Here is a 16,650-nt window from a genome sequence, read left to right on the forward strand (position 1 = left end):
AATATCTATTGGAGTGACCTCAATTTTTTTCAATGGTAAAACCTAAAAAAATTTTAAAATGGTCCCATTTTATAAATTCGACTTAGATGTAAATCTAGTTTTTGCTGACGCATTTTATAGACATCTAATAAACAATTTATATTGTCTTGGCATTGATTACGCAGCTGCAACCATTTGACTTGTTCTTCTTGAATCACCGAACGCGTACCCATCGGGACTAATTTACGTAAAATATTATAGGTAGTCGCCATTTTAACATCAGCATCATTGAGCCTATTATGATTGCAAATAGCTTTTTCAGTTGGCGTTTCTGCACGTTGACAATCAAAGCTCGCCGCCTGTGCAGTTGTCGCTGCAGCTACCAATCCCAATAAGCCAAGCAAAACGAGTATTTTCATAAGAGTATCACCGCGATCTTTCACTTAAGCTTAGTAGATTGTTTGTAAATTCAATAGCCTAGTTTTGTTAGCAATCTGCTATTTTCTGCAAAATATAAAAAAAGCCTCCTGATATGGAGGCTTTTTTTAACGCTCAAACTTAGAATTTGTAGCTATAACCTAATGTATAAACAATTGGGTCAATGTCTAAATCAAATTTAGTATCGTCAACCAGTGTGACTTCTGGGCTTAAATCTGCATAACGTACGTCTGCATACACACCCCAGTTTTTCGCATCTGCAGGTTGATAGTTAAAACCCACTTGGCCAGCAAGACCAAATTCTTCTTTTACATCTTTGGCAAGGCCATCTTCATCCCATGCGATAAATGCAGTGCCGCCTACCCCAATGTATGGCGTGAAGCGTGTTGAGTTTTTAAAGTTGTATTTTGCAGTGATGGTTGGTGGTAAATGTTTGATACTTGCTTGGCTAGTACCATTCACAAGTACGTCATGATTAAAAGGTGTTGCAAGTAATAACTCAGTCGAGAAGTTATCATTAAAGAAGTATTCAACTGATGGTGTAAAACCAAATTCGTGATCTGCTTCAACAGTTGCACCACCTAAATTGTGGTCACCTGTTGGTGCAAGTACAGATGCACCCACTTTCACTTGCCATTCGCCTGCCATTGCTGATGCAGACATCCCCAATAATGCAACAATTGCAATTTGTTTTAACATGACGTTTTTCTCATTAAATCATTTATACAGATATTAAACCTAGAGTGTATTTAATATGCAATATCTATAAATTAGCATTTTATTTATTTATTTTTAAGTTATTAATTTTTATATTTATTTATTTTAATCCAACCAACTTGGTCGATTTTAAAAGTGTGACCAAGTTGGTTATATTGAGATATTAAAATCCGAGTATTTTTATCAGAATTTAATAAAAGTTTGGTTTATAGCACCATTGCCGCGATCCAACCAAAAATCATTAATGGGATATTAAAATGAATAAAAGTTGGAATAACACTGTCTTTCATATGGTCATGTTGACCATCCATATTTAAGCCAGAAGTTGGACCTAAAGTTGAGTCCGAGGCTGGTGAACCTGCATCACCAAGTGCTGCTGCAGTACCAATAATGGCAATCGTCGCTGCTGGACTAAAACCAAACTGAATACATAATGGTACGTAAATAATCGCTAAAATTGGCACTGTTGAGAATGATGAACCAATGCCTAAGGTAATTAATAAACCAATCAGTAGCATCCAAAATGCAGCGAGTGCTTGGCTATTGCCAATCCATTGCACTGATGCTTCAACCAAAGCAGGCACCTGATTAGTGGCTTCAATGACTGAGGCAAAGCCTTGCGCTGAAATCATAATAAAGCCAACCAATGCCATCATACGCATACCGCTAATGATCACATCATCTGCTTCTTTCCATTTAAAGATCCCTGCAAAGCTTAAGATTGATACACCCACCAATCCCGCTAAAATCATCGACTCTGAATAAAGCTGTACCGCTAAAGTTGCCACCACCGCAAAAGCTGCCATATACAAGGTAAATTTGGCAATTTTAGGTGCACCACTTTGGTCTGTGTCAATTTCATCAGCAATACTTGCAGATGCCTCTATATGCACATTTTTATATTCGCGTGGCTTACGATAGCTAATGAAAATTGCAGTCAGTAGACCTACAAACATCCCTAGCACAGGAATTGCCATAGCTGCTGGAATTTGATCATAGCTAATTTGAAAGCCGTAATCTTTACCAAAGTTATTGATATTACTACCTAAAATATCATTTAGGAAGATTGCACCAAAACCAACTGGCACTAACATATAAGTACCAACCAAACCAAAAGTCAGTAAACAGGTAATTAAACGACGGTCAAGTTTGAGATGGTTAAAGACGCTCAGTAAAGGCGGAATTAACACAGGAATAAAAGCAATATGCACTGGCAATACGTTTTGTGAACTCACCGCAGCCATAGCTACCGTAAAGAATAAAATGAGTTTTACTCGGTTTCGGGCTTTGGCAGTTGCATCGCCTTTTAAGGCTGTAATCAGCTTATACGCCAATAAATCAGGTAAACCTGAACGTGCTAAAGCTAAGGCAAAGGCACCTAATACACCATAGGCTAAGGCAATTTGTGCACCGCCACCTAATCCATTATTAAAGGCTTCTAAAGTACCTTGCAGCCCTAAGCCTGCCAATAAACCACCCGTGACCGCACCAATAATCAAGGCAAAAACCACAGGAACACGAGCCAACGACAGGCCAAACATGACCCCGATAGCAGCTAGAATCGCGAACATAAGACAAGAGAGGGAGTGATAAAAATAGCATTTTATCAGAGTTTGCAAAAAAGAGGCATTTGATCCCTAGATGAATATTTTTTAGCCACAAAAAAAGCATCCTCTAGGATGCTTTTCTTGGATTTTAGTTTAGCGATTTTTTTGTTCAATCGCAGCGCCTGCACCGCCACCAATTGCACCACCAATGGCTGCACCCGCATTACCACCAAAAACGCTTTTGCCCACAGCCGAACCAATCGCACCACCTACACCACTGTAAGTTGCATTACGATTTGATCCACCTTGGGTTTTACTGCCAACAGCAGCACCTGCACCACCACCCACAGCTGAGCCGACACCACCACCCACGCTATTGCCCAAACCACCACCGACAGCGCCACCTAATGCTGCCGCACCAATACGCTGTTGATTAGAGTTCATGCTTTCACAACCGGTTAAGCTCAGCATAGCTAAGGTTGCTGCTGCAGCCACGCCCATTAGTTTTTTCATCATCTTCATCCTAGCTGATTGATTGTTGTTAGTTTAAAGCCAATTTAAGCATGAACTATTTTTAAACTGTTAACAGTAAGCTAAGAATTGCTGTAATGATGTAAAAATCACGCGCTTATGTATTTTTTCTAAGCTTATTTAGGCTGTTCTAAAATCACCACATCACTGGTCACAACGCCTTTTTCGGCTGTGACCTTATTTTCATTGGGTAAGTTCTTTGGGGTTTTGTTGATTGTAGCTTGTAACTGGCGTTTAACAGGTTCGATCTGACCAGAGCGAAACTCCATCCCTGCTGCATCAACATGAGTACTTTCAGACACCAACTGCCCTTCTTGGGTTAAGCGTTTGCTTTCTTGAATTTTAAAGGTGGGTACAACCATAGCATTACGACGTACAGGTGGTGCTAACTCGCCTTCAGGAAATTTCATATCTTTGTCAGCAAAGTACAGGTTTTTAGATACGCTGCTTTTTTCTTGAGTGGTTGCTTCAGCTGCTACAGCAGCCACGGTCATTAAGCTGAGTCCTAAAGTTAACAATGTTGCTTTAATATTCATATCTAGCCCCTTGATTTTAAGTTTTTACGATTCTTTATAAAGCTTTAAAAATGACTATAGGCAATTTTTAAACAATCGCCAAGTTATAATTTTTTGATGCGTTTTCCCATACTTTGCAGCACTAAAAGAAACCTTATTATCAATAAAAAAAGCCACCCGAAGGTGGCTTTTTTATGCTTGGTTTAAAGGGCTAATTAAAGACCGTTAAACTCATCGCTAAATGCTTGGCTAAGCGCTTGGTCAACGTCAGAGAAATCGTTGTGAAGTGCAAGCTCTGCAGCTTCTGCTTCTTGACGACGACGCTCTAAGTGGTAAGCCAAACCTGTACCCGCTGGGATCAGACGACCTACAACTACGTTTTCTTTCAGACCACGTAAATCATCTTCTTTACCTGTTACAGCCGCTTCAGTTAACACACGCGTTGTTTCCTGGAACGATGCAGCAGAGATGAACGAGTCAGTAGAAAGCGACGCTTTGGTAATACCCATCAATTGACGTTCAAACTTCGCAGGGAATTTGTTTTGCGCAAGAACAGCTTGGTTCTCTTGCATCACACGGATGTAATCCACTTGTTCGCCTTTGATGAAGCTTGTGTCGCCGCCGTCAGTAATGTCAACTTTACGTAACATTTGACGAACAATGACTTCGATGTGCTTATCGTTGATTTTTACACCTTGCAGACGGTAAACGTCTTGAACTTCGTTCACGATGTAGTTCGTCAACGCCACTTCGCCTTTCAAGCGTAAGATGTCGTGTGGGTTTTGTGGACCATCAGAAATTGTCTCACCACGGTTGACATGTTCGCCTTCGAACACGTTAATCGTACGCCACTTCGGAATTAACTCTTCGTAGATCTCAGAGCCATCATCCGGAGTAATCACAAGACGGTTCTTACCTTTGGTCTCTTTACCAAAGCTTACAACACCTGACACTTCTGCAAGGATTGCATGCTCTTTCGGTTTACGTGCTTCGAATAAGTCAGCTACACGCGGTAGACCACCGGTAATATCACGGGTACGTGAAGATTCTTGTGGTACACGACCGATAACATCACCGACACCAATTGTTTCGCCATCGCGAACTGTCAAAATGGTGTTTTGTGGCAAGAAGTAGAACTGTTCGCCGCCATCAACGGTGTCTAATACAACTGCAGGACGTAAATCTTTACCTGACGCAGGACGTGAAGTCACTGGTAAGATTTCGATGGTTGACATACCTGTTGCATCATCAGTTTTCGTCGTAACAGTCACGCCATCAGAGATTTGGCTGAAACGTACTTTACCTGCAACTTCTGTAACAAGTGGATGTGTATGCGGATCCCAAGTCGCTACGATACCGCCAGCTTCAACAGATTCGCCATCTTTAATAATGATTGACGCACCGTAAGGAAGTTTATAGCGTTCGCGCTCACGACCGATATCATCAGCAATACCAATCTCACCTGAACGAGATGTAGATACTAAGTGACCTTTGGCATGTTGTACTGTTTTCACGTTGTGGAAACGTACTGTACCTTTGTTACGAACTTGAATGCTGTTTGCAGCAGAAGTTCGGCTCGCAGCACCACCGACGTGGAACGTACGCATGGTTAACTGTGTACCTGGCTCACCAATCGATTGAGCAGCCATTACACCTACAGATTCACCTGGGTTCACCTGATGACCACGCGCCAAGTCACGTCCGTAACATTTCGCACATACGCCGAAGCTTGATTCACAAGATACAACAGAACGAACTTTAACTTCATCGACACCGTTGTCTTCTAGGAAAGTCGCAAGTTTCTCATCAATTAAGGTGTTACGTGGTAGAAGAACTTCGTCTGTACCCGGTTTTTTCACGTCTTCAGCAACAACACGACCTAGAACTCGAGTACCCAAGTTTTCGATAACATCGCCACCTTGAATGAACGGAGTCATGACTAAACCGCCCAACGTGCCACAATCTGGCTCAGTGATCACTAAGTCTTGCGCAACGTCTACAAGACGACGAGTTAAGTAACCCGAGTTCGCAGTTTTCAATGCTGTATCGGCCAAACCTTTACGCGCACCGTGTGTTGAAATGAAGTACTGAAGTACGGTCAAACCTTCACGGAAGTTGGCTTTAATTGGTGTCTCAATAATCGAGCCATCCGGTTTTGCCATCAAACCACGCATACCTGCAAGCTGACGAATCTGTGCCGCACTACCACGGGCACCAGAGTCTGACATCATATAGATTGAGTTGAATGATTTTTGCTTCTCATCTTCACCCTGTTTGTTTTTAACAGTGGTGTAAGACAAGTTATCCATCATTGCTTTCGCTACTTGGTCGTTGGTACGCGCCCAAATATCGACAACTTTGTTGTAACGTTCACCCGCAGTTACGAAACCTTGCTCGAACTGTTGTTCGATTTCACGAACTTCAGCTTCTGCTTTCTCAATAATTGAGTACTTCGCTTCAGGAATCAGCATGTCTTCCATACCAACCGAAACGCCTGAACGTGTCGCTTGACGGAAACCTAAGTACATCAATTGGTCAGCAAAGATAACGGTATCTTTAAGACCCAATTTACGGTAGCAAGAGTTGATTAACTTAGAGATGTTCTTTTTGGTCATCTCAAGGTTAATTTGCTCGAAGCTTAAACCTTCAGGCACAACTTCCCAAAGTAAGCAACGACCTGGTGTTGTGTCGACAACAATCGTTTGTTGCTCACGTTCACCATTTTCATTGATCACAGTTTGGTGCACACGCGCTTTAACGCGAGCGTGTAAATCAACCTGACCTGTTGCAAGTGCGCGGTTTACTTCGTGAGTATCCGCAAACACCATGCCTTCACCTTTGGCATTGATCGCATCACGCGTGATGTAGTACAAGCCTAAGACAACGTCCTGAGACGGTACGATGATTGGCTCACCGTTCGCTGGAGACAAGATGTTGTTGGTTGACATCATTAACGCACGAGCTTCTAACTGAGCTTCAAGTGTTAATGGAACGTGTACCGCCATTTGGTCACCGTCGAAGTCGGCGTTGAACGCAGCACATACGAGTGGGTGAAGACGGATCGCTTTACCTTCAATCAGAATAGGTTCAAATGCTTGCAGACCTAAACGGTGAAGTGTTGGCGCACGGTTCAACATTACTGGATGTTGACGAATGACAGATGCTAGAACGTCCCAAACTTCTGGCGTCTCGCGCTCAACCATTTTCTTCGCAGCTTTAATGGTGGTTGCTTGACCAGATGCTTGTAGTTTGGCAAAGATAAACGGCTTGAATAATTCAAGTGCCATTTTCTTCGGAAGACCACATTGGTGTAAACGTAAGTTTGGACCTACAGTAATTACCGAACGACCAGAGTAGTCAACACGCTTACCAAGTAAGTTTTGACGGAAACGACCTTGCTTACCTTTAATCATATCGGCTAAAGATTTAAGCGGACGTTTGTTCGAACCCGTAATTGCACGACCACGACGACCGTTATCAAGCAATGCATCTACAGACTCTTGTAACATACGTTTTTCGTTACGTACGATGATGTCTGGCGCTGCAAGGTCAAGAAGACGTTTTAAACGGTTGTTACGGTTGATCACACGACGGTAAAGGTCGTTCAAATCAGAAGTCGCGAAACGACCACCTTCAAGTGGTACAAGCGGACGAAGATCTGGTGGAAGAACTGGAAGTACAGTTAACACCATCCATTCTGGCTTGTTGTTCGAATCGTTGAATGCTTCCATCAACTTCAAACGCTTAGATGCTTTCTTAAGCTTAGTTTCTGAAGTTGTTACTGGAATTTCTTCACGAAGACGCGCAATTTCCGCTTCAAGATCGATATCTTTAAGCAAGTCTTGAACTGCTTCTGCACCCATTTTCGCAGTGAACTCATCACCGTGCTCTTCTAACGCATTGAAGTATTCTTCATCGTTAAGAAGTTGGTATTTCTCAAATGGAGTCATACCTGGGTCAGTTACAACGTAAGATTCGAAATACAATACGCGTTCGATATCACGTAAAGTCATATCAAGTAACAAACCGATACGGCTTGGTAATGATTTTAAGAACCAGATGTGTGCAACTGGAGAAGCAAGCTCGATGTGACCCATACGTTCACGACGAACTTTCGCAGTTGTTACTTCAACGCCACATTTTTCACAAATGACGCCTTTGTATTTCATACGCTTGTATTTACCACACAAGCATTCGTAATCTTTTACTGGACCAAAGATTTTGGCACAGAATAAACCATCACGTTCTGGTTTGAACGTACGATAGTTAATTGTCTCAGGCTTTTTAACTTCACCATGAGACCATGACTTAATCATTTCTGGTGACGCAAGACCAATACGGATGCGATCAAACTCTACAGGAGCGTGACCGTCTGAGTCCGTCTTTTTGCGCATGATATCGAGCAAGTCTTTCAATTTTTTTCTCCGTGTGTTGAGAAGATTTTCGCTTCCCAACTGGGTCACAAATATTGTTTTTTAACTGAACTAATCCCCCGTCCAATCCCGCCTACTTAAGCGGGAAACTCCCCTTAAGATTAAGAGGAGTGAATCCCCCCCTGAACTCAGGGGGTTGGGGGATCAAATGGAACTAATTAGTCACCATTTTTCAGTTCAATGTTGATACCTAAAGAACGGATCTCTTTGGTCAATACGTTGAACGATTCTGGCATACCTGGGTCCATATAATGGTTACCATCTACAATATTTTTGTAGATACGGGTACGACCTTCAACGTCATCCGATTTCACTGTAAGCATTTCTTGAAGCGTGTAAGCAGCACCGTATGCTTCTAGTGCCCATACTTCCATCTCACCGAAACGCTGACCACCGAACTGTGCTTTACCACCAAGCGGCTGCTGTGTTACTAGTGAGTAAGAACCAGTAGAACGTGCATGCATCTTGTCGTCAACCAAGTGGTTAAGTTTCAACATGTACATATAACCTACAGTTACAGGACGGTCGAAACGTTCACCTGTACGGCCATCGTACAATACTGTTTGACCAGTACGTGAGATACCACCAAGTTCAAGTAAGTCTTTGATTTGTGATTCTTCAGCACCATCAAATACAGGCGTTGCTAAAGGTACACCTTTACGCAAGTTACCAGATAATGCCAAGATTTCTTGGTCAGTTAAGCTATCAAGATCTTCTTGCTCGCCACCAACTTTGTTGTAAATCTTGTCTAAGAATTCACGCAGCTCAAGAACAGTACGTTGCTCTTTCATCATCTTGTCGATTTGATCGCCAAGACCTTTCGCTGCCATACCTAAGTGAGTTTCAAGAATCTGACCCACGTTCATACGTGACGGTACACCCAGTGGGTTAAGTACTACGTCTACAGGTACGCCGTTAGCATCGTGTGGCATGTCTTCTACAGGTAGGATGTTAGATACAACACCTTTGTTACCGTGACGACCCGCCATCTTATCACCCGGTTGGATGCGACGTTTAACAGCTAAGTAAACTTTAACAACTTTCAATACGCCAGTTGTCAGTTCATCACCTGTAGAAAGTTTGCGTTTTTTCTCTGCAAATTTCTCGTCGATCTCTTGGCTCTTCTCTTTCAAGAATACTTGAATTTGAGTTAAGCGCTCAGCGATTGCTTCGTCAACGGGTTGGATATCCATTAAGTCAACAAGCTCTAAACCAGATAACAATTCTTCAGAAAGTTTGTCACCGCGTTTAGTTGTACCGCCACCGTTTGATTCTTGACCAGCAAGTAAACGGATAATACGTTCACGCGCTGCTTCTTCGAATATTTTGAACTCTTCTTTTAAATCTTTACGGTATGCATCTAATTGTGCTTTTTCAATTGCTTGAGCACGTTCGTCTTTTTCAAGACCGTCACGTGTAAACACTTGAACGTCAATTACAGTACCTTTAACACCTGAAGATACGCGTAAAGATGAATCTTTTACGTCAGCTGCTTTTTCGCCAAAGATCGCGCGAAGCAGTTTTTCTTCTGGAGTAAGTTGAGTTTCGCCTTTAGGTGTTACTTTACCTACAAGGATGTCACCCGCTGTAACTTCAGCACCGATGTAAACAATACCTGACTCATCAAGTTTAGAAAGTGCTGCTTCACCCACGTTTGGAATATCGGCAGTAATTTCTTCCGCACCAAGCTTAGTATCACGTGCTACACATGATAATTCTTGAATGTGGATTGATGTTAAACGGTCTTCTTGAAGTACGCGCTCTGATAAAAGAATCGAGTCTTCGTAGTTGTAACCGTTCCACGTCATGAACGCGACACGCATGTTTTGACCAAGTGCAAGCTCACCGCCATCAGTCGATGGACCATCAGCAAGTACATCGCCGCGACCAACTTCATCACCTAAGTTCACAAGAACTTTTTGGTTGATACAAGTGTTTTGGTTCGAACGTGTGTATTTGATCAAGTTGTAGATATCTACACCTGCTTCACCCGCAACCATTTCGTCTTCGTTGACACGAATCACCACACGTGACGCGTCAACAAATTCGATACGACCACCACGTTTCGCGATTACACATACACCAGAGTCATGTGCTACGTTCGCTTCCATACCTGTACCAACAAGTGGTTTGTCTGCGATTAACGTAGGAACAGCCTGACGCTGCATGTTTGAACCCATTAACGCACGGTTGGCGTCATCGTGCTCAAGGAACGGAATCAGTGACGCCGCTACAGATACAACCTGCTGTGCAGATACATCCATATGGGTTACTTTTTCAGGCGGCATACGTACGAAATCACCTTGGTGACGTACAGATACAACTTCTTCTAATAAGTTACCGTCTGCATCAACCATAGAATCGGCCTGTGCAATCACAGTACCCACTTCTTCAATTGCAGATAAGTATTCAACTTCGTCTGTTACACGGCCATCAACCACTTTACGGTAAGGCGTTTCTAAGAAACCAAAGTTGTTACATTTTGCGTAAACAGAAAGCGAGTTGATCAAACCAATGTTTGGACCTTCCGGCGTTTCAATTGGACAAACACGACCGTAGTGAGTTTGATGTACGTCACGTACTTCGAAGCCCGCACGTTCACGTGTTAAACCACCAGGCCCAAGCGCTGATACACGACGTTTGTGTGTAATTTCAGATAATGGGTTGTTTTGGTCCATGAACTGAGATAACTGGCTTGAACCAAAGAATTCTTTGATTGCAGCAGCAACTGGCTTCGCGTTGATTAAATCTTGCGGAGACAAGTTGTCAGTTTCAGCTTGTGATAAACGTTCTTTAACAGCACGTTCTACACGAACAAGACCAACACGGAATTGGTTTTCAGTCATTTCACCAACTGAACGCACGCGACGGTTACCTAAGTGGTCGATATCGTCGACTTCACCTTTACCGTTACGGATTTCAACTAATGTTTTTAATACATCAGTGATGTCTTCGTTCGAAAGGATGCCTTCAACTTCACGAGACTTCTGATCCGTACCCACTTCGTAAGGACGACCCAAACGACGGTTGAACTTCATACGACCCACTGGAGATAGGTCATAACGTTCTGATGAGAAGAACAAGTTGTTGAATAAGTTTTCAGCAGCTTCTTTTGTTGGTGGCTCGCCTGGACGCATTACTTTGTAGATTTCTACTAAGGCTTCTTCACGATCTTTCGTTAAATCAGCACGTAATGAGTCAGCAATGAATGAACCACGGTCGATGTCATTGGTGAATAGGATGTTAAATTGTTTAACGCCGCCTTCAGCCAATTTCACCATGATTTCATGGCTTAACAAGGTGTTTGCAGGAATAATGTCGCCATCACGTAATTGGATGTCTTCTGCAGTAATACGCTCGTATAAGTATTCATCTGGAACAGAAAGCTTAGTTAAGCCAGCCGCTTCCATTTGACGTACGTGACGTGCGTTAATACGTTTACCTTGTTCAACAATCGTCTTGCCATCGTTGTCAGCAATATCAAATTGCGCCATTTCGCCACGCAGGCGTTCCGGAACGAGGTCAATTTGGTAGCTACCCATATCGAGGTAAACAGGCACTTTTTCGTAGAACAAGTCTAGGATTTGTGTATTGTTATATCCTAAAGCACGTAGAATGACAGTCGCAAGTAATTTACGACGACGGTCGATACGCACGTAGACTAAGTCTTTAGCATCAAATTCAAAGTCTAACCATGAACCACGGTAAGGAATGATACGTGCTGAATAAAGCACTTTACCGCTTGAATGTGTTTTGCCTTTATCGTGGTCAAAGAATACGCCCGGTGAACGGTGTAATTGAGATACGATAACACGCTCAGTACCGTTAATCACGAAGGTACCGTTTTCAGTCATGAGTGGCATTTCACCCATGTACACTTCTTGCTCACGTACGTCTTTGATTGATTTAGTTTCGCGATCTTTTAAGATCAAACGAATCTTAACGCGCATTGGTGCCGCATAAGTTGAGCCGCGAAGGATACACTCACGAACGTCAAACTCAGGTTTACCAAGACTATACTCAACAAATTCTAGAGCAGCATTGCCAGAATAACTTTCAATTGGGAAAACTGAACGAAACGCGGCTTGGAGACCAATATCATCGCGGTTTTTTGGAGTTTTACCGTCTTGTAAGAACGTTCTGTACGAGTCGACTTGAATCGCGAGCAAGTACGGCACGTCCATCACTTGGGGCAATTTACCAAAATTCTTACGGATCCGTTTCTTTTCGGTATATGAGTATGCCATCTGGAGTCCTCGGAAAGTGAACCAAGTCCGCCTGCAGAACGGACTTAGAAGGAATTACGCAGGCCGATATGGCCACCACTTTTTACAAATGCTGCAATTTTCAGTGGTATAAAAACGCTTAACAATATTTTTAGGCAAAAAAATATTGGTAAACATTTGATTTTTATCTTTATTTTTAATTTGTATGACATTTATTGCATGCAAACAAAAATCGAGCCGATTATTGTAACGCAAAAAGGCTGATGACCCAAGAGCCACCAGCCATTTTTTGGAGCCAATTCTAAAGAATTAGCTCCGCTTAAGCAATTACTTAAGTGTAACAGTAGCGCCAGCTGCTTCAAGCTTAGCTTTAAGCTCTTCGCCTTCTTCTTTAGAAACTGCTTCTTTAAGAACTGCAGGTGCGCCTTCAACCATGTCTTTAGCTTCTTTAAGACCAAGACCAGTAGCTTCACGAACTGCTTTAATTACAGCAACTTTGTTCGCGCCGAAAGAAGTTAATTCTACGTTGAATTCTGATTGCTCTTCAGCAGCAGCAGCAGCAGGACCTGCAGCAGCTACAGCTACAGCAGCAGCAGAAACGTTGAATTTTTCTTCGAAAGCAGAAATAAGTTCAACAAGTTCAAGAACAGTTTTTTCAGCAACTGCGTTTAGGATTTCTTCGTTAGTTAAAGCCATGAGAGTAACTCCAAATGGGTATTGAATGATGTGTGTGTAAGTTTAAGCTTAAGCAGCTTCTGACTCGTTTTTCTCTTTGAGCGCAGTAATAAGGCGACCCAATTTCGAAATAGGAGCTTGAAGAACGTTTGCAAGCATAGTAAGTGCTTTTTCTTGGTTTGGAAGGTTCGCGATAACGCTAATTTCTTCGCCTTGATACACTTTACCGTCAAATGCAGCAGCTTTAAGTTCAAATGCTTTGTTAGTTTTAGCAAATTCTTCGAACAAACGAGCAGCAGCGCCCATGTCGTCTTCTGAAGTTGAGAAAGCTAAGATTGTTGGGCCAACAAGGTTGTCTGCAAGAATACTGAATTGAGTATCTTGAAGAGCGCGTTTAGCTAAAGTGTTACGAACTACGCGAGTAGCAACACCTAGTTTACGAGCTTCAACACGTAGAGCAGTTAATTGCTCAACAGTTAAACCTTGGTAGTCAGCAACAACAGCAGTGAAAGCAGTAGAAGCAACAGCGTTAACTTCAGCTACAATCTGTTTTTTGCCTTCGATAAGAAGAGCCATTGTAATACCTCCTAACGGTGATTTATGCACTTAAACAAGTGCACTCCCAATTCGTAAATTCATCTCTGAATTTACACGCGGAGGAGGAACCAAATCACACCACCGCGTCTACTCGGACTGGAATTTTAAGAAAGCAGCATAAAACTGCCCTCGCCCGAGGTCTTTGACGCTGATAAATATTTATTTATCAATTCAAAGTTTGCCTGAGGGGCGAATCAGCAAAGCAACGCTTTGCCGACACGCAAGACGAGAAGCTATGCTTCGAGTGAAGCCTATTTCCTATCTTGCGTAAGTTTTAAAGCAGCGCTTTAAAACTTACTCAGGGCTTTAAAATTCTGTAATAAGTTTAAAACTTATTTAGAAACGTTTGCTACATCAACAGTAAGACCAGGGCCCATAGTCGAGCTTAAAGTGATCTTTTGGATGTAAACACCTTTAGAAGTCGCAGGTTTTGCTTTCTTAAGGTCAGCGATAAGCGCTTCAACGTTTTGACGAACAGCTTCAGCAGAGAAACCTACTTGACCGATCGCAGCGTGGATGATACCCGCTTTGTCTACACGGTAACGTGCTTGACCAGCTTTTGCATTTTTAACTGCAGTTGCTACGTCAGGAGTTACAGTACCCACTTTAGGGTTTGGCATTAAGCCACGTGGACCAAGGATCGTACCTAATTTACCCACAACACGCATAGCGTCAGGTGCAGCAATCACTACGTCAAAGTCTAAGTTACCAGCTTGGATGCTTTCAGCAAGATCATCAAAACCGACAACGTCCGCGCCTTCAGCTTTAGCAGCTTCAGCAGCAGCGCCTTGAGCAAACACAGCTACACGTACAGTTTTACCAGTACCTGCAGGAAGTGTAGTCGCGCCACGAACAACTTGGTCAGATTTACGAGGGTCAACACCTAGGTTTACCGCTACGTCCAAAGATTCTTTGAATTTAGCAGCAGGAAGGCTAGTAAGAACCGCTACAGCTTCATCCAAAGTGTAAACTTTGTTTGCTTCTACAGCAGCAGCAATCGCTTTTTGACGTTTAGTTAATTTAGCCATGTCTTAAAGCTCCACTTCCAAGCCCATAGAACGTGCAGAACCAGCGATGGTACGTACACGCGCGTCTAAGTCAGCACCAGTTAAATCTGGTTCTTTAGTAGTCGCGATCTCTTCTAATTGAGCACGAGTCAACTTACCAACTTTAGTTTTGTTAGGTACAGCTGAACCCTTAGCGATACCAGCAGCTTTCTTAAGAAGAATAGCAGCAGGTGGAGTTTTCATGATGAATGTGAACGACTTATCGTTGTACACAGTGATCACTACTGGAATTGGAAGACCAGCTTCAAGTTTTTGTGTAGCAGCATTGAATTCTTTACAGAAAGCCATGATGTTTACACCACGTTGACCTAGTGCAGGACCAATCGGTGGAGATGGATTCGCTTTACCAGCTGGAACTTGCAGCTTAATATAGCCGTCAATCTTCTTAGCCATTGTCAATTACCTCTGGGTGCAAACGCCGCTAGGCTCCCCAATGATTTTAAGTAACTTACGTTACAATAACAATGCCCGACTCGTACACGACAAATCGAGCGTTTTCAATCCAAACCAGTTAGATGGTTTTTTCGACTTGACGAAATTCCAATTCAACTTGGGTTGGACGGTTAAATACATTAATCGTCAACGTTAAACGTGACTTTTCGTAAAGAACTTCCTCCACCACACCTTTAAAGTCAGTGAATGGACCGTCAATTACAAGTAATTCTTCACCCGGCTCAAACATCGTCTTAGGACGAGGTGCTTCACCTTTGTTTTGTACACGCGCAAGAATCGCATCAGCTTCTTTTTGCGTAATTGGTTCAGGCTTTTCTGCCGTACCACCAATGAAACCTAAAACTTTTGGACATTCTTTAACAATGTGCCAAGTTTCATCATTCATTTCCATTTCGACTAATACATAGCCTGGAAAGAATTTACGCTCTGATTTGCGCTTCTTACCATCCTTCATTTCTACCACTTCTTCGGTAGGAACAAGGACATCACCAAAGCTATCAGCAACAGCGCTACGCTGGATTCGATCATTAAGCGAACGCATCACTTGTTTTTCATAACCTGAATAGGCATGAATAATGTACCAACGTTTCATAGCTCTCTTACCCGATAATTAATTTAATAGCCCAGCCTAAAATGTAGTCAAAACACCACAATAAAACCGATGCTACAAGTACAACAACAAGTACGTGCCAAGATGTGGTCATCGTCTCTTGTTTCGTCGGCCAAACAACGCGACGTAACTCAATTCGAGAGTCTTGTAACAGTCGAATAAAGCCTTTGCCTTGATGGGTGGCGTATAATAAACCTAAAGCAACCACGATACAAGCCAAAATTACCCCAACACGCACCCAAATATCATTGGCTGGTGCCCAATAAGCTGGCAGATGTTGGTTGGTCATTAAAGCACCGACTAACAAAATCAATGCGATAGCCCATAAAACGTAGTCTAAAGGTGACCCAGTTTTTACAACTTCAGCAGAATTATTTCTTTGAGGAATTGGCGCGTCGCTTAATGCGTCACGCGATTTATCGTTCGACATTTTTGTACTCGTCGTAGAATTCGCGATTTATTATAGGACTAGATTTGCCAGCATCAAGCTTTTTTTAGAAAAGTGGCAGGCCAGGAGGGACTCGAACCCCCAACATTCGGTTTTGGAGACCGACGCTCTACCAATTGAACTACTAGCCTGCAGAGCAAATCGAGAGCCTGAGCCCTCGATCTGAATAATAACAGAGTAATATATATTACGCAGTTACTTTAGCAACAACACCCGCACCTACAGTACGGCCACCTTCACGGATCGCAAAACGTAGACCTGGGTCCATTGCGATTGGGTGGATTAATTCTACTGACATTTCTACGTTGTCACCAGGCATAACCATTTCAACGCCGTCTTGAAGAGAGATTGCGCCAGTTACGTCAGTTGTACGGAAGTAGAACTGTGGACGGTAACCGTTAAGGAATGGAGTGT

Annotated in this window: 14 protein-coding genes and 1 tRNA gene; all 15 read right to left on the reverse strand. The window is 42.7% G+C overall.

Annotated elements, in window-relative coordinates:
* Positions 1–53 precede the first annotated feature (53 nt).
* Positions 54–398, reverse strand: a complete 345-nt coding sequence (locus tag CYK47_RS03550) for a lysozyme inhibitor LprI family protein (RefSeq protein ID WP_122898982.1) — start codon at positions 396–398, stop codon at positions 54–56.
* 139 nt (positions 399–537) lie between these two features.
* Positions 538–1,116 carry an OmpW/AlkL family protein gene (locus CYK47_RS03555; RefSeq protein ID WP_122898984.1) on the reverse strand — a complete coding sequence of 193 codons (579 nt, stop codon included), beginning with the start codon at positions 1,114–1,116 and terminating at the stop codon, positions 538–540.
* Positions 1,117–1,340: 224 nt separating this feature from the next.
* Positions 1,341–2,705 (reverse strand): Na+/H+ antiporter family protein, encoded by a 1,365-nt coding sequence (locus tag CYK47_RS03560; RefSeq protein ID WP_122898986.1) that lies wholly within the window; start codon positions 2,703–2,705, stop codon positions 1,341–1,343.
* A 129-nt stretch (positions 2,706–2,834) separates the two neighbouring features.
* Positions 2,835–3,194 carry a DNA transfer protein p32 gene (locus tag CYK47_RS03565; RefSeq protein ID WP_122898988.1) on the reverse strand — a complete coding sequence of 120 codons (360 nt, stop codon included), beginning with the start codon at positions 3,192–3,194 and terminating at the stop codon, positions 2,835–2,837.
* 134 nt (positions 3,195–3,328) lie between these two features.
* Complete coding sequence (locus CYK47_RS03570) at positions 3,329–3,748, reverse strand: hypothetical protein (RefSeq protein WP_122898990.1); 420 nt, start codon at positions 3,746–3,748, stop codon at positions 3,329–3,331.
* 194 nt (positions 3,749–3,942) lie between these two features.
* Positions 3,943–8,142 carry a DNA-directed RNA polymerase subunit beta' gene (gene rpoC, locus CYK47_RS03575; protein ID WP_122898992.1) on the reverse strand — a complete coding sequence of 1,400 codons (4,200 nt, stop codon included), beginning with the start codon at positions 8,140–8,142 and terminating at the stop codon, positions 3,943–3,945.
* Between the two features lie 176 nt (positions 8,143–8,318).
* Positions 8,319–12,407 carry a DNA-directed RNA polymerase subunit beta gene (gene rpoB / locus CYK47_RS03580; RefSeq protein WP_122898994.1) on the reverse strand — a complete coding sequence of 1,363 codons (4,089 nt, stop codon included), beginning with the start codon at positions 12,405–12,407 and terminating at the stop codon, positions 8,319–8,321.
* Between the two features lie 306 nt (positions 12,408–12,713).
* On the reverse strand, positions 12,714–13,082 hold the full coding sequence (gene rplL, locus CYK47_RS03585) for a 50S ribosomal protein L7/L12 (RefSeq protein WP_122898996.1): 369 nt from the start codon (positions 13,080–13,082) through the stop codon (positions 12,714–12,716).
* Between the two features lie 48 nt (positions 13,083–13,130).
* Positions 13,131–13,637 (reverse strand): 50S ribosomal protein L10, encoded by a 507-nt coding sequence (gene rplJ, locus CYK47_RS03590; RefSeq protein WP_122898998.1) that lies wholly within the window; start codon positions 13,635–13,637, stop codon positions 13,131–13,133.
* Between the two features lie 353 nt (positions 13,638–13,990).
* Positions 13,991–14,686 (reverse strand): 50S ribosomal protein L1, encoded by a 696-nt coding sequence (gene rplA / locus CYK47_RS03595; protein ID WP_122899001.1) that lies wholly within the window; start codon positions 14,684–14,686, stop codon positions 13,991–13,993.
* A 3-nt stretch (positions 14,687–14,689) separates the two neighbouring features.
* Positions 14,690–15,118, reverse strand: a complete 429-nt coding sequence (rplK, locus tag CYK47_RS03600; protein WP_122899002.1) for a 50S ribosomal protein L11 — start codon at positions 15,116–15,118, stop codon at positions 14,690–14,692.
* A gap of 118 nt (positions 15,119–15,236) precedes the next feature.
* On the reverse strand, positions 15,237–15,770 hold the full coding sequence (gene nusG / locus CYK47_RS03605; protein WP_122899004.1) for a transcription termination/antitermination protein NusG: 534 nt from the start codon (positions 15,768–15,770) through the stop codon (positions 15,237–15,239).
* Positions 15,771–15,777: 7 nt separating this feature from the next.
* Positions 15,778–16,218, reverse strand: a complete 441-nt coding sequence (secE, locus tag CYK47_RS03610) for a preprotein translocase subunit SecE (protein WP_122899007.1) — start codon at positions 16,216–16,218, stop codon at positions 15,778–15,780.
* 73 nt (positions 16,219–16,291) lie between these two features.
* Positions 16,292–16,367: transfer RNA gene (locus CYK47_RS03615), tRNA-Trp, on the reverse strand.
* 56 nt (positions 16,368–16,423) lie between these two features.
* On the reverse strand, positions 16,424–16,650 hold a 227-nt coding region (locus tag CYK47_RS03620; protein ID WP_502697046.1), incomplete at its 5' end, for an EF-Tu C-terminal domain-related protein.

Origin of the sequence: Acinetobacter sp. B51(2017) (assembly GCF_003711395.1) — a bacterium.
In the GTDB taxonomy this organism is placed as follows: domain Bacteria; phylum Pseudomonadota; class Gammaproteobacteria; order Pseudomonadales; family Moraxellaceae; genus Acinetobacter.

What these genes read in the sequence shown, in the direction of transcription:
- CYK47_RS03550 (WP_122898982.1), bottom strand. Translation starts at nt 398, where the DNA reads ATGAAAATACTCGTTTTGCTTGGCTTATTGGGATTGGTAGCTGCAGCG.
- CYK47_RS03555 (WP_122898984.1), bottom strand. Translation starts at nt 1,116, where the DNA reads ATGTTAAAACAAATTGCAATTGTTGCATTATTGGGGATGTCTGCATCA.
- CYK47_RS03560 (WP_122898986.1), bottom strand. Translation starts at nt 2,705, where the DNA reads ATGTTCGCGATTCTAGCTGCTATCGGGGTCATGTTTGGCCTGTCGTTG.
- CYK47_RS03565 (WP_122898988.1), bottom strand. Translation starts at nt 3,194, where the DNA reads ATGAAAAAACTAATGGGCGTGGCTGCAGCAGCAACCTTAGCTATGCTG.
- CYK47_RS03570 (WP_122898990.1), bottom strand. Translation starts at nt 3,748, where the DNA reads ATGAATATTAAAGCAACATTGTTAACTTTAGGACTCAGCTTAATGACC.
- rpoB (WP_122898994.1), bottom strand. Translation starts at nt 12,407, where the DNA reads ATGGCATACTCATATACCGAAAAGAAACGGATCCGTAAGAATTTTGGT.
- rplL (WP_122898996.1), bottom strand. Translation starts at nt 13,082, where the DNA reads ATGGCTTTAACTAACGAAGAAATCCTAAACGCAGTTGCTGAAAAAACT.
- rplJ (WP_122898998.1), bottom strand. Translation starts at nt 13,637, where the DNA reads ATGGCTCTTCTTATCGAAGGCAAAAAACAGATTGTAGCTGAAGTTAAC.
- rplA (WP_122899001.1), bottom strand. Translation starts at nt 14,686, where the DNA reads ATGGCTAAATTAACTAAACGTCAAAAAGCGATTGCTGCTGCTGTAGAA.
- rplK (WP_122899002.1), bottom strand. Translation starts at nt 15,118, where the DNA reads ATGGCTAAGAAGATTGACGGCTATATTAAGCTGCAAGTTCCAGCTGGT.
- nusG (WP_122899004.1), bottom strand. Translation starts at nt 15,770, where the DNA reads ATGAAACGTTGGTACATTATTCATGCCTATTCAGGTTATGAAAAACAA.
- secE (WP_122899007.1), bottom strand. Translation starts at nt 16,218, where the DNA reads ATGTCGAACGATAAATCGCGTGACGCATTAAGCGACGCGCCAATTCCT.